General features: G+C 71.0%; 10 protein-coding genes and 2 pseudogenes. 2 read left to right on the top strand and 10 right to left on the bottom strand.

The features are described from left to right. Positions 1 to 285: 285 nt before the first annotated feature. Positions 286 to 723: a hypothetical protein gene (locus ACWD3C_RS28200; protein ID WP_451148686.1), complete on the top strand. Its 438-nt coding sequence runs from the start codon at positions 286 to 288 to the stop codon at positions 721 to 723. A 141-nt stretch (positions 724 to 864) separates the two neighbouring features. Here ACWD3C_RS28200 and ACWD3C_RS28195 read toward each other — a convergent pair. From ACWD3C_RS28195 to ACWD3C_RS28185, 3 genes and pseudogenes are all read right to left on the bottom strand, one after another. Beyond that, positions 865 to 1,334: pseudogene (locus ACWD3C_RS28195) on the bottom strand (LLM class flavin-dependent oxidoreductase); the annotation flags it as partial. Positions 1,335 to 1,516: 182 nt separating this feature from the next. Next, positions 1,517 to 1,708, bottom strand: a pseudogene (locus ACWD3C_RS28190) (LLM class flavin-dependent oxidoreductase); the annotation flags it as partial. Positions 1,709 to 1,816: 108 nt separating this feature from the next. After that, positions 1,817 to 2,836, bottom strand: coding sequence for an aldo/keto reductase (locus ACWD3C_RS28185; protein WP_451148684.1), 1,020 nt, complete (start codon positions 2,834 to 2,836; stop codon positions 1,817 to 1,819). A 169-nt stretch (positions 2,837 to 3,005) separates the two neighbouring features. Between ACWD3C_RS28185 and ACWD3C_RS28180 the strand changes: the two genes are divergently transcribed. Next, positions 3,006 to 3,614 carry a TetR/AcrR family transcriptional regulator gene (locus ACWD3C_RS28180; protein ID WP_451148683.1) on the top strand — a complete coding sequence of 203 codons (609 nt, stop codon included), beginning with the start codon at positions 3,006 to 3,008 and terminating at the stop codon, positions 3,612 to 3,614. A 140-nt stretch (positions 3,615 to 3,754) separates the two neighbouring features. On the opposite strand, the gene pdxR is transcribed toward ACWD3C_RS28180, so the two are convergent. The 7 genes from pdxR to ACWD3C_RS28145 all read right to left on the bottom strand — a co-directional run bounded on the left by pdxR (position 3,755) and on the right by ACWD3C_RS28145 (position 13,293). After that, the gene (gene pdxR / locus ACWD3C_RS28175) at positions 3,755 to 5,320 is read right to left on the bottom strand and encodes a MocR-like pyridoxine biosynthesis transcription factor PdxR (protein WP_451148768.1); all 1,566 of its coding nucleotides are present in this window, start codon (positions 5,318 to 5,320) and stop codon (positions 3,755 to 3,757) included. A gap of 41 nt (positions 5,321 to 5,361) precedes the next feature. After that, complete coding sequence (locus ACWD3C_RS28170) at positions 5,362 to 6,132, bottom strand: B3/B4 domain-containing protein (RefSeq protein WP_451148681.1); 771 nt, start codon at positions 6,130 to 6,132, stop codon at positions 5,362 to 5,364. Positions 6,133 to 6,134: 2 nt separating this feature from the next. Beyond that, a complete protein-coding gene (locus tag ACWD3C_RS28165) occupies positions 6,135 to 6,788 on the bottom strand; it encodes a LysE family translocator (protein WP_451148679.1) in 654 nt (217 codons plus the stop codon). 195 nt (positions 6,789 to 6,983) lie between these two features. Further along, positions 6,984 to 9,677: an FG-GAP-like repeat-containing protein gene (locus ACWD3C_RS28160; protein WP_451148677.1), complete on the bottom strand. Its 2,694-nt coding sequence runs from the start codon at positions 9,675 to 9,677 to the stop codon at positions 6,984 to 6,986. Positions 9,678 to 9,927: 250 nt separating this feature from the next. Beyond that, entirely contained in the window at positions 9,928 to 12,240 is a 2,313-nt protein-coding gene (locus ACWD3C_RS28155) for an N-acetylmuramoyl-L-alanine amidase (protein ID WP_451148675.1), read from the bottom strand. Positions 12,241 to 12,631: 391 nt separating this feature from the next. Further along, entirely contained in the window at positions 12,632 to 12,835 is a 204-nt protein-coding gene (locus ACWD3C_RS28150; protein ID WP_451148673.1) for a hypothetical protein, read from the bottom strand. After that, a complete protein-coding gene (locus tag ACWD3C_RS28145) occupies positions 12,829 to 13,293 on the bottom strand; it encodes an RHS repeat-associated core domain-containing protein (protein ID WP_451148671.1) in 465 nt (154 codons plus the stop codon). Before ACWD3C_RS28145 ends, ACWD3C_RS28150 begins: the two co-directional genes overlap by 7 nt. Positions 13,294 to 13,308 lie beyond the last annotated feature (15 nt).

Raw genomic sequence — 13,308 nt, 5'->3', positions numbered from 1 at the left:
GGCAACCCTGGTGGCAGCCCCGGTGTGCAGAACGAGCCCGAGCAACCTGAGCAGATCGCCCGGCCGGACCGTATGGACGGTATGGGCATGGACCGTATGGACCGTATGGATCAGACCGGCAGCGGCAGCGGCAGCGGCAGGGCGGACCGACCCGGCCGAGGGGAAATGCCGGACCGGGCGGGCAGGGCAGACAGGCGGGGCCGGAAGAACCGGGCAGACAGCCCGGACCGGGCGGACCGGGCTGTCGACCGGCTTCAGGCAACAAGGAGCGGGAATGGTGGTCGGGTGGGGGTGACGTACAAATACTTCGGCGCGCCCGACGGTGCGACCGCGGCCCGCGTCCCGATCTCCATGCGCCCCGAAGAACTCGGCGGCGACGAGCTCGGCATGAACGGCATGTTCACCAAGATCAAGCCGGAAACCATGGCCGCCATGGTCCTCACCGGCATCGAGGGCGTCCCCCTCCACAAGGTCCCGCCCCTGGAACTGGTCGTCCTCCACCCCGACTACGCCGTCGTCCGCCTCCCCATGACCGTCGTCGACCCCCTCCGGGGCATCGGCGAGGAGGCCGTCGGCGCCGCCGCCTTCATCTGGTCGACGGTGCCGGACCGGGGTGGCCCCCAGGACGCGTTCAATGTGTACCAACTGCTGCACGAGTGGCAGGACTTCAGCCATCGGTTGCATGAGGCGGGGCATCAGGCTTATTGCCTTGTGTGGCCCTGAGCTGGGCCTTCGTGGTGTGGGCGGGGTTTTCGGACCCCGCCCTCGCTGGTGCATCCGCGGTTGCTTACCCGCCGGAGTCGAGTGGCTTCGGCACCGGGCCTGGGGCAGAGGCTCGTTGGCGTCCGGGGCAGGATGGCCTGCGTCCAGGAGTGCGCTGCGGCGGGCGGCGTCGTCGATGTCGCCGCCGGGGGATGTTCCAGAGGTCGGCATGCTCGGCGGCCACGCGCAGCGTCGGGGAGGAGCGTCCGCCGATGAGGGGCGGGGGGGCGCTGAACGGGTTTGGGGTTGCCGAACGCTCCGGTGAGGTGGTGGTAGGTGCCGTGGACATCGAAGGGCTTGTCCTTGGTCCACAGCCGCCGGATCACCGTGCAGGCTTCGGCGAGGCTCCCCACGGCGTGGGCGGTGTCGTGGAAGGGCAGGCCGTGTGCCGCGTACTCACGCCGGGCCAGGGGAGGGCTGGGTCGTGAGCCGACGCCGATGCCGAAGTCGAGCCGTCCGCCGGAGACGATGTCGACGGTCGTGGCGATCTTGGCCGGCATCGCGGGCGGTCGGAACCGGTTGCTGGTCACCAGCACGCCGAGTCGCAGTCGTCGGGTGTGGGCGGCTACTGCCCGGCGGATCAGGTCGCAGGAAATCGGCGGCGCCTCATCGACACAGGTGAGCGGGGTCTGGTGCGTCGAGCTGCAAGGCGGAGGAGGGAGTCGACGCGGAGCGTCGGCGACCGACGACAACGCCGCAGATCGGCGTGCCAGACCCCGCGTCTGCGGCATGATCCGCCGGGCAGGCCCTAGGCCGAGAGCAGCGTCCAGCCCTCGTAGGTCGGTCCGTCCGGGTCGCCGAAGATCGGCATGAGGTGATCGAACAACCAGGCGTGCTCGATCTCCGGGATCGTGTCCGCCTCGCGCCAGACCGGCAGGACATCGTGCTAGTCGACCTGCGAGGGGGCGGTCATGATCCCGAAACGGGGCCGGGGTGTGTGGGGCATGGAGTCGTTGGTCCTTTCGATACCGGCGGCGGCGCGCCGGCTGGGCGCGCCGCCGAGGTTCAAGCGGAACGTGATTCCGGAGGGATGCGGGATTTGATTCGCGGACGATCAGCGGCGCCGCAGTGACGGGTCGAGCAGCGCGGGCGGGGTGTCGTACTTCTCGTGTGCGGCCAGGTCGGTGCCGGGAGCGACGATCGTGTCGATCGCGTCGAGTACGTCGGCGGAGAGCACGGTGTCGGCAGCGGCGAGTTGCGAGTGCAGGTGGTCCGGTGTGCGGGGGCCAATGAGGGCGCTGGTCACGGCGGGGTGCGCGGTCACGAATCCGAGGGCGAGCTGGATCATGGTCAGGCCGGCCTCGTCGGCGACCTTGGCCAGTTGCTCGACGGCGTCGAGCCTGGCCCGGTTGGAGGGGATGGCGGTGTCGAAGCGTTCCGGCATGAACGCGGAGCGGCTGGTGGTGATGTCCCGGCCCTCGCGGATCGCGCCGGACAGCCAGCCCGAGGCCAGCGGGCTCCACGCCAGCACACCGAGCCCGTACTCCTCGGTCACGGGCAGTACGTGGGTCTCGATCCCGCGCTGGAGGATCGAGTAGCTGGGCTGTTCGGTGACGTAACGGCTCAGGTGATGCTCGCGGGCGGCCCACTGGGCCTGCACGATGCGGTACGCCGGGAAGGTCGAGGAGCCGAAGTAGCGGATCTTGCCCGCGCGTTGCAGGTCGGTCAGGGCGGACAGCGTCTCCTCGTCGCCGGTGGTCGGGTCCCACCGGTGGATCTGGTAGAGATCGACGTGGTCGACGCCGAGGCGGCGCAGGCTGTTGTCCAGTTCGGTGACCAGCCAGCGCCGCGAGCTGCCCTGGTGGTTGGGCTCGTCGCCCATGGGCATGCCCGCTTTGGTGGCCAGCACGATGTCGTCGCGACGGCCGGCGATGGCTTTGCCGACCATCTCTTCCGACTCGCCGCCGCTGTACATGTCGGCCGTGTCGATGAGGTTGATCCCGCCTTCGAGAGCGGCGTCGACGATGGCGGTGGCCTCGTCCTGGGTGGTGCGCCCGATCTGGCCGAAGTTCATCGCGCCGAGCGCGAGGGAGCTGACCTGTACGCCGGTGCGGCCCAAGGTGCGGTACTGCATGACCGTGTTCCTCCATTTGCGGGTGGAGCGTGGTGAGTGACAGGGCAAGGGCATGGCTTGGTGGCAGGGTTCCTGCTCTGGCATCATGAGCAAACGGAACGCCGCTCCGTTTAACGATACGGAACGCTGTTCCGCTTTGGCAAGCTCGCGTAGCGGAGGGAGTGGCGCGGTGAACGACAGCGACGAGGGCAACGAGGGCGCAGGGCACGCGGCCCAGTCCAGCCAGTCCAAGCGGAAGGACGCCCGGCGCAACAAGGAGACCCTGCTCGACGCGGCCGCCGCGGTCTTCGTCACCTCGGGCGTGGAAGCGCCGGTACGTGACATCGCGGCCAAGGCCGGCGTCGGGATGGGCACGATCTACCGCCACTTCCCGACGCGGGCGGATCTCATCATCGCCGTCTACCGGCACCAGGTCGACGCCTGCGCCGAGGCCGGTCCGGCCCTGCTGGCGACCAGCGAAACTCCGCATGCCGCGCTAGGGCAATGGATCAACCTCTTCGCCGATTTCCTGGTCACCAAGCACGGACTCGCCGCCGTGCTGCAGTCCGACAACGCCGGCTTCGAGACCCTCCACGCCTACTTCCTCGACCGGCTCGTGCCCGTGTGCGCCCAGCTGCTCGACGCCGCAGCCGTCGCCGGCGAGATCCGCTCCGACATCGATGCCTACGAACTCATGCGGGGCGTCGGGAACCTCTGCATCGGCGCGGAGAGCGATCCCCGCTACGACGCACGCCGACTGATCGAACTCCTCGTCGCGGGACTGCGCCGACCGCACTGACATCGGGCGGTGGACCGGCCGGTCCGGGCGGAGATGCAGGCGTGGGCGGCGAGTTTGGTGAACCACCTCCCGAAACGCTACGGACCGGAACGCTACGGAGGGAACCGCCCCAAGCCCGCCCGGAGATGTCTCGCATACCGTCAGGCCAGTTCGCGCAAGGCCTCGCCGAGTGCCGCCACCCCTTCGGTGATGACGCCGGTCGGGGTGGCCGCGTAGCCGAGGACGAGGCCGGGGCGGCCGGGGAGTTGGCGGTGCCAGGAGAGGGGATGGCACTTCACGCCGCGGGCGAGTGCGGCGGCAGCGAGTTGGGTGTCGGGTACGTCCGGGGCGTAGGTGACGGTCAGGTGCAGGCCGGCCGCCGCGCCGTGGACCACCGCGCCCGGGAGGTGTTCGGCGACGGCGTTGATCATGGCGTCGCGGCGGCGCCGGTGACGGCCGCGCAGGAGCCGTAGATGCCGTTCCAGGGCACCGGATTCCATCAGGCGGGCGAGCACCAGCTGCGGGAGCACGGCATTGCCCAGGTCGGTGAAGCGTTTCGCGTCGGTCAGCGGGTCGCGGTAGCGGCGCGGCGGTACGAGCCAGCCGATCCGCAGCGCGGGCGCGAGCAGCTTGGACACGCTGCCCATGTAGCAGACCTGGTCGGCGAGGAGTGCGCGCAGCGCGGGCACCGGCGGGCGGTCGTAACGGTGTTCCGCGTCGTAGTCGTCCTCCACGATCAGCCCGCCGTCCGCCGCCCAGCGCAGCAGTTCGCGGCGGCGCTCGCCGCTCGTCACCACGCCGGTGGGGAACTGGTGGGCCGGTGTCAGCAGTACCGCGCGGGCGCCGGTGGCGCGCAGTGCGTCCACGCGTACGCCGTTGTCGTCGACCGGCACCGGTGGGGTGGCCAGGGCCCCGTTGCGCAGGTGCTGGCGGGTGCCGAGCGAGCCGGGGTCCTCCACCGCGACGCCGTCGATGCCGTCCGCCAGCAGTACGGGGTGCAGCAGGGTGAGCGCCTGCGCGATGCCCGCGACGATCAGGATCTCGTCCGGCTCCACCCGGATGCCGCGGGTGCGCGCGAGCCAGCCGGTCACGGCACGGCGCAGAAGGGGGTCGCCGCGCGGGTCGCCGTAGCCGAGGCTCTCTGCGGACAGCTCGGTGAGCACGGCTCGTTCGGCGCGCAGCCAGGCCGCGCGGGGGAAGGCGGTGAGATCGGGCCGGCCGGGAGTGAAGTCGATGCGGGAGGGGGCGGTGCGCAGGGCGTCGAAGACGTCGGTGCCTGGTTCTCCGCCGAAGAGGCCGAAGAGTGAGCCTGGCGTCTCCGCGTCAGCGGGCGCTGGGGACGGAGGACGACTGGACGGGCCCGCCCCGGGCGGCGTCTCCGGGGGCGCGCAGGGGGATACCGCGACCACCACCGTTCCGCCGCGTCGGCGCCCCTCGACGTGGCCGTCCTCCGTCAGCCGCCGGTAGGCCTCGGCGACCACCCCACGGGAGACGCGCAGTTCGGCGGCGAGCACCCGCGTGGGCGGCAGCCTGCTGCCCACCGTCAGCCTGCCGTCGGCCATCGCCTGGCGCAGCCGCCGGGCCAGCCAGTCCGACTTGCCGCCGACGGGCGCGTCACTGACGTCGAGTTGCAGGAAATCCGAGCCGCCGGGCACCGAACCACCGGGCACAGGGCCGCCGTTCGGGGACCCGCCCCTCGCCGGTTCGTCCTCGTCCACCGGACTCATGGTGTCATGCACGCCTACACCCATCGCGCGCCGACCGGGACTCAGCCGCCAAAGGCGAACTCCGGTGCGGACGGGGTGAGGACCGCGGACGGGGTGAGGACCGCGGACGGAGTGAGGACCGCGGACGGAGTGAGGAGCGCGGACACGGGATCGGCCGTGCGGCGGTCGGCCGGCCAGTGCGCGGCCAGCTCTTCGGCGACCGTCTTCAGCAGTTCCGGCACAGCGGCCGCGCCGTCGTCGTGCATGGCCTCCGCCACCACGAGGACGGCGCTGGTGTGCCCGCCGACCGCGGAGTCGCCGCTCTGCCGGTTGGTCCAGCGGCGGGCGTGGGCCCGGCCCGCGGAGTCGGCGTAGGTCACCTCGCCGGGTGCGGGGTGCTCGGTGCCGCCGCCGAAGGGGGTGTAGTGCTCGTCGCCACGGGCGTAGCGCACTTCGAGCAGCGGGCCGGCGATGCGGTCGGCGTCGAGGACCGCCACCGGGATCGCGTACGCGGCCGAGATCGCGTTGCACAGGTCGACCACCGGGTGGATGCGCGGCAGATCGCCCTGCTTCCTCAGCCGCCGCAGCAGCGACTCCGAAGCGCACCGGTACTGCGTCGGCTTGAGCCCCATCCGGGAAAAGGTCCGCCGCCAGGCCCGCACCTCGGGGAACTCGCTTTCGGCGGCACCGGCCAGCCGGGCCGCGGCGCGGGCGGTGTACGCGGCGGCGCGCGGGCCGACGTCGGCGGCGGCGTCGACCCCGGTGGCCCACAGCGCGCCGGCGACGAGTTCGGGGTAGTCCGACCAGATGGCGTCCGCGTGCCGGAAACGCATGCTCACGCCACCGCCAGCCGAGCGCTCAGGCCCACGAAGCAGGCGGCGAACACCCGGCGGATGCCGGTCATCACCCGCGGCCGGGCCAGTACGCGGTCTCGTACGGCGGCGGCGCACATCCCGTACGCGGCGAAGACGACGAAGGTGAGCGCCATGAAGACAGCGCTGAGGCGCAGCATCGCGCCGAGGGAGCCGGGTTCGCCGACGGGGACGAACTGCGGCAGGAACGCGACGAAGAACATGGTGAGCTTCGGGTTGAGCAGGTTGACCAGCACCCCGGAGACGATCACCCGGACCGCCGGTCGCGGCTCGGCCTCGGCCCTGGCCTGAGACCCGGCCCCCGCCTCGGACCCGGCCTCGGCCCCCCGCTCGACCGTCAGTGCCTCCTTGTCCCGCAGCATCGCCCACGCCATGTACAGCAGATAGCCGACACCCGCGTACTTCACCGTCTCGAAGGCGACGGCGCTGGTGTGCAGCAGCGCGGCGAGGCCGGTGATCGTCGCCGCCAGATGCGGCACAATGCCGAGGGTGCAGCCGAGCGAGGCGATCACGCTCGCCCGGCGGCCGTGGGACAGCCCGGCGGCGAGGGTGTACACCACACCGGTGCCGGGGGTGACCACCACGATCAGGGTGGTCAGCAGGAACGCCATGCTCAAGGGGGACCTCCGCGAAGTTCGACGTCCCCTCACCCTGCCCGCGGTCATGGTCCGGCGAACAGGGCCAAAGTGAGCGGGATGCGGTGGTCCATACAGGGGTCGAACCGGCGTGGCACCGGCGTGGCGGAAGGTACCCGGAACGGAAACCGGGGCCCCCGAATCCGAGGGCCCCGGCCTTCTTGCCGTGAGGGATGGTTACGGCGTCAGCGTCTCCCCGAGGCGGGCGCCCGACGGGGTGCCCAGGGTGCCGCGGCCGTAGTAGACGCCGCCGCTGGTGCTGATGCCCGAGCTGCCGCTGTCGAGCTGGAGGATGATGCCGTCGTTCCTGTTCTCGCCCATGACGCCGATGGCCAGGTCGGCACGGCCCCAGCCGGAGAGGTCCCGCAGCACGACCGAGGAGCCGAACCTGTCGCCCGGCTCGGTGTAGCCGGCGACGCCTCGGGTGTCCTGGTGGATCATCCGGCCGCCGGAGCCCGTCAGTCCGCCGCCGGAGCCCTTGAGCAGCAGGGCCGCGCCCACGTTGCTGCGGCTGACGCCGCCGCGGGTGAGGTCCTCGTTCGGCAGGCCGGTCAGGACGTCCGCGTAACCGTCGGCGTTGTAGTCGCCGACCGAGACGGAGTAGCCCATGTCGTCGCCGGTCTCGGCGGCGCCGGGGACGCCGGTGGTGGCCTGGTGGAACGTGCGCATGCCGTTGGTGGTGAAGCCGGACGACGTGCCGGGTACGTACGTGACCTGGCCGCCCCGGAAGGCGCCGGACATGCCGCTGTACGGCTGGCCGATGACGATGTCGTCGTAGCCGTTGCCGTTGACGTCGCCCGCGGCGAGGGAGCGGCCGCCCTTGACGCCGGAGAGGGTGCTGACCCTGACCAGGCCGTTGGCGGAGCCCTTGAACCAGGTGATCTTGCCGACCTTGGACGCGGTGCGGTAGTTGAGCGCCACGTCCGCGTAGCCGTCCCGGTTGAAGTCGCCGGTCGCGGCGTCCGCGAAGGCGATCGAGCCGGTCGCGCCGGTCACCCTGCCGTACTGGGTGGCGCCGTCGGTCAGGCGGACGTTCCAGCTGCCGCCCCGGCCGGTGCCGGCCGAGAAGACGTCGGCCTTGCCGTCGGCGTTGAAGTCGTCGACCGCGACGGTGGTGCCCAGCTTGGCACCGGTGGGGACCACCCCTAGCGTGGTGGACCAGTAACCGGAGTCGAGGCCCGGCCCGTACAGGACGGTGACCGCGCCGCGGTTGGACCGGCCGGAGCTGTCGTCCTCGCCGGGTGCGCCGATCGCGAGGTCCGCGTAGCCGTCGCCGTTGATGTCGCCCCAGGCGGTGTCGGCACCCCACTGGTCGCCGGACTCGGAGGCGCTGGGCACTCCTGGGCTGGACTGGGTGAGCTTCACCTTGGCGCTGCCGACCGGGCCGTCCGTGCCGCCGGGTACGACGACCACGTTGCCCGCGCTGCCCGACGCCCGCGGCACACCGGCGACCAGGTCGGTGACGCCGTCGCGGTTGAAGTCGGCGGTCGGGATGGCGGAGTTCGCGCCGGGGCTCGCGGCGAAGCGGCGGATCTCGGCGAGCTTGGAGTAGAGGTTGGCGCCGGGGCACTCGGTGGCGTAGGCGTCGCGGTGGCCGGAGATCTGGTTGAGGGTGGCCTGCTCGCCGTTGTTCCACACCCCGGTGTCGCCCTTGGCGGTCAGGGTGACGGTGCCCTGCGGGTCACCGCCGTACTGGCCCAGCTTCCAGGCCGCGATCCGGGCCACGGACTCCAGGGTCGCCCGGGAGGGCTTGCCCGCCGGGATGCCCTTGGCCGGGTCGCCCTCGAAGTCGCCGAGTACGGCGATGCCGGTGGAGTAGCTGTTGAAGCCGTAGGTGTGGGCACCCATCACGGGCAGGTCGGTGCCGCCCGCGCGGCCCTCGAAGATCTGGCCGCACTTGTCGACCAGGAAGTTGTAGCCGATGTCGTTCCACTCGTTGGCGTTGACGTGGTACGCCATGATGCCGCGCACCAGCGAGGCGGACTGGGCGCAGCTGTAGTTGTTGGAGCCGACCGTGTGGTGCACGAAGACGGTGCTGACCTTGTCGAGGTACGTCGGCGGGTCCTCGACCTGGGACTCGTCGGCGCCCCAGGCGGCCCGGCCGGTCACGGGCGGCTGGGTGACCGTGGACGGCGGGGCGGTGGGGGTGGTGGTCTCGGCGGAGGTGGACGAAGAGGTGTCCGTGTCCGTCGTGTCCGTCGTACCCGCTGTACCCGTCGTATCCGCTGTACCCGTCGTGTCCGCCGTGTCCGCCGTACCCGGGCTGTCCTCCGCGACGAACGCGGCCGGTTCGAACTCGCTGCCCACGTACGTGGTCTCCGCCCGCGTCACCACACCCGGGTCCACGAGGTTGACCTCAAGTCCCTTGGGCAGGGCGGCACTTGTGCTGCCGTCCGCGCGGACGACCTGCACCTCGACCCCGTCGGACGGGCCGACCCACAGCGGCTCGGAGGCGCCGCGCATGCCGGGCTCGGCGTCCTCCGGCGGGTCCGCGTCGAGCTCCAGGTCCTGCCACGCGGTCCACTCGCCGGTCCCGGCGCTCCGGGTGCGCACCTGGGCGGTGCCGTCGAGCGCCTTCTTGGCGCCGGTCCACGAGACGCCGAGCATCGAGAACAGCTCGGTCTCCGTGCGGCCGAGCTCACGCTTCTTGCTGCCCGCGCTCTTCAGCCCGAGGTCGTACACCTTCGCCGGCCGCTTGTCCCGGCCGATGGCGCCCGGGTCGTCGGCGGCCGGACCGGCGGACGGGTTGGCGATGGCGTACGTCGCCGCACCCCCGCCCGCCAGGACCACGGCTCCGAGGGTCAGCCACGCTCTTCGCTTCAGAGTCAGCGGCTTGTACGCGTGCGACGTGCGGCGACTCAAGAAATCCACCCCAATAGCAAAGTCACTTGCGGCACACCTGTGACTCAGGGGCCCGTAGTGACCTGCGCGGGCGGCTCGCCGAACATCACAGGTTCACGAGGAGAAGTGACGTAGATCACCGTGGGCGCCGCCCTGCGAAGCCCCGACGGAAGGCGCCCCCGTCGTACCGCCGCTCAGAGCGTGGACAACGGGGGCGCCGCGGACAACACGGTCGTCAGACGTGTTCAGGCCAGGGTCAGCCCCTCAGCCCAGCCAACGCCTACTTCAGATACACGAGCCCGTCCGTCGTGACCGTGGGCCGCCCGGACGTACCCACCACCACGATCTTGACCGTGTGCTTCGCGCTGGAGGACCAGGTCTTCGTCCAGATCGCGTTGCGGTACTTCACCGTGGAGGACTTCAGGTCGACCGTCTTCACCTTCCTGCCGTCGACGTAGATGTGCGCCTGGCCCGAGGAGGAGGCCCGGGAGACCACCCAGGCGGCCGAGCGGCCGGTGAAGGTCCACTTCAGCGAGGCGCCCTTGGACTTGCTGGTGTACGACCTGCCGCCCAGGTAGCGCTTGGAGGACTTGGCCGTCCAGGTGCCGGTCTTCGTCGCCCTGCCCTCCTGGAGGATCACCGGCGTGCCGGTGACCGAGGCGGTGCGGGTGTTGCCCGCGAAGTCGTACGCCTTCAGGGACCACTTCGTCGCGGTGCCGGACTTCGCCACCCGCTTGGTCACGGTCACGGCCGGGCCGTAGGTCCCCCTGACCGGGGAGGTGAGACGGACCTCCTTCAGCGCGGCGTTGTCGGTCGCCTTCCACCGCAGGGTGACGGGGACGGCCCCGCTGTTCACCGTGCCGGTGCGCAGGGAGAGTTTGGGCCTGGTGGGGAAGGTGGGCGCGGTGGTCTCGGAGACGACGGTGGCGGCCGGGGTCGTCGTGGTCCTGCCGGACTGGTGCACGGCCCTTATCCGCACCGTGTGCGTGCCGGCCGCCAGGGTCGCGCCGGCGGAGGTGACGGTGCCCTCGGTGGTGGCCACCGTCTGTCCGTCGACCCGGAGTTCGTACCGGTCGATCAGCTCGGCCGGAGTGGTGGCCGACCAGCTCGCCGTGATGGTGGCCTTGGTGTAGTACGTCGAGCCGGAAAGGGCCGCGCCGGTCACGGAGTTGAGCTTGAGCCCGGTGACGGTGGGGCTGGCCAGGGTGCGTACGGTGTCCAGCTTGGCGTGGAAGGCGTCACCGGGGCACTGGGTGTTGTAGCCGTCGCGGTGGCCGAGGATGGCCGGGAAGCTCAGCTTCGCCCCCTGCGCCCAGGACTCGCGGAAGTAGTTGGTGCCGGCCACACCGGCGGTGAGCGTGACCGTCGCCTTCGGGTCGACCCCGTACTGGCCGAGCTTCCACGCGGCGACCCGGGCGACCGAGGTCAGCGCCGCCTTCGAGGGGGCGGCGTCGGTGTAGGTGCCGAGGACCGAGATGCCGGTGGTCTCGGTGTTGAAGCCGTAGGTGTGGGCGCCCATGACGGGCTTGTCCACGCCGCCCTTGCGGCCCTCGTAGACCGTGCCGCACTTGTCGACGAGGAAGTTGTAGCCGATGTCCCTCCAGCCCAGCTGCTTGACGTGGTACGCGTAGATGCCGCGTACGACGGCGGGGGCCTCGGCGCAGGTGTAGCTGTTGCTCTCGGCGGTGTGGTGCACGACCACCGCCTTGATCTTGCCGCCGGGGAGGTAGCCGGGTTCCTCGGGGCTGATGGACTCGTCCGCGCCCCAGCCGGCCCGGGAGGTGATCGGCGGCCTGGGTGCGGGGACCTGGGCGGCGGAACCGGCCGGCGCGGAGGCGGAGGCTGCCGCGGGGGCGGACGGGGAGGCGCTCTCGGTCGCCGACTTGTCCGGCGCGGAGGTCTCCGGGGCGGAGGTGGACGGCGAGGGCGTGTCAGCGTCCGTGTCCGACCCCGGCTCTGTCTCCGTCTCCGCCTCCGGCGCCGTCTCCGAGGCGGTCGGCTCCCCCGTGGGCTCGGTGGTCCCGTCCGTGGCCGTGGACTCCGTGGGCTCCGGGCTCTCCGTCCCCTCTACGACGAACGCCGCGGGGTCCAGGGGCGTGACCGTACCGCCGCCCGGGTCGATCATGTCCAGCCGCAGGCCCTCGGGCAGCCGTGCCGAGGACTTGCCGTCCACCCGCACCTCGACCCCGTCCGACAGGCCGACCCACGCGGGTTCCGTACCGGCCCGGTCGGCCCCGCTCTCCCCCGGCCCGTCCCCGTCCAGCTCCAGCCACGACGACCACGTACCCGAACCGGCGGCCCGGGTACGGACCTCGACCGTCCCGGCGACCTCGTCCCCCGGGTTCGCCCAGGTGACGCCGAGCATGCTGAAGGGCTCGGTGTCGCGACGGCCGAGCTCCGCGGAGGCGCCGTCGCCGCTCATCTTCAGCGAGACCGTGCGGGCCTCGCTCTCCACCGGTCCGCTGACCGGCCCGGGTCTTCCGTCGTCGTCCGCCCCGTCCGCGGCCCCGCCACTCACCCCCTGCACGACCAGCGCCCCGCACACACCGGCCGCCACGACGGCACCCGCTCCCCACCAACGACGTGCTCTCATGACAACCCGCGCACCTTTCTCCTGACAGAGACTCAGGAGATTCCAGAGGACCTTCACACCTGTGAGGCTGACGTGACGAAAGGTACACGGCCGCCGACTTCGTCCGGCGCAGGGCACGTCATATGAGCCCGCCCACCAGCAGGAAGGATGTGGCGGCGAAGAGCACGGAATGTCCTGTGCACACCGCAGGGCCGGGCGGCCTTCTCAAGAGCCTGACCGGAGAAACCCATGGCCATACCAAGATCGATGATCTTGGTATGGCCATGGCGAGCTGAGAACTCGCACGAGGGGGCACAGCGGCCATCGCCGCTGTGCCCTTTCCTCTTTACGTTGTGCACACGGTTGTTCTTGTGCGCACGGTCATCGCACCTTGCCGTGCACACAAGGCCGGTCAGGAGTCGGGCCGATCCTTCGAACGCCGTTCCCGCAACCACGCGGTGACAGCCGTGGCCGAAACCGCGAACAGCACGGCGGCATTGATCCACACCTCCCGGCTCAGGGACAGCACCGCCAGCAGCAGCGCCACCACGGAGGCCAGTCCGTAGAGCAGGAGCCTCGCAGTGCGCAGCGTCCGATGCCCCTGCGGCGTCAGCACTTGCGCACCCAGATGACCGGCGGGGTCGCGTACCTGACGGTCCAACTGGCGAACCTCTTGCGGCCACCGATGCCGATGCCGACGCACTTGCCGCGAGCGGCGGCGTATCCGGCGGTGAGCGCGAAGTAGGCGAGGTACCACTCAAGCACGGTTGTCGCCACCTTGGCCCATCCCTTGTTCACAGCTTTGATCTTGGAGAAGGTGTTCACCACCACCGTCCAGGCGGCGCCCGCACCCCAGGCGATCTTCGTGGTCTCGCTCTTGTTGAAGTGGTAGGCGACCCACCACACAGGCGACCAGAAGCTGTAGGAGCGGCTGATCAGCCGTGCCTTGCCCGTGAGGTCGGAGCAGTTTACCGGATCACCCACACAGTACTCGTAGGCATTGGCGTTCCCTCCATAGATCGGATCGACCGAAAGGAACCGGCCGGTCCCCGCGTCGTAGAGACGGACGCCCATCAGAACACCCCGTAC

The sequence above is a fragment of the Streptomyces sp. NPDC002845 genome (genome assembly GCF_053591955.1).
The sequence above is the reverse complement of the archived record's forward strand: the minus strand, read 5'-3'. Positions and strand labels throughout refer to the sequence as shown.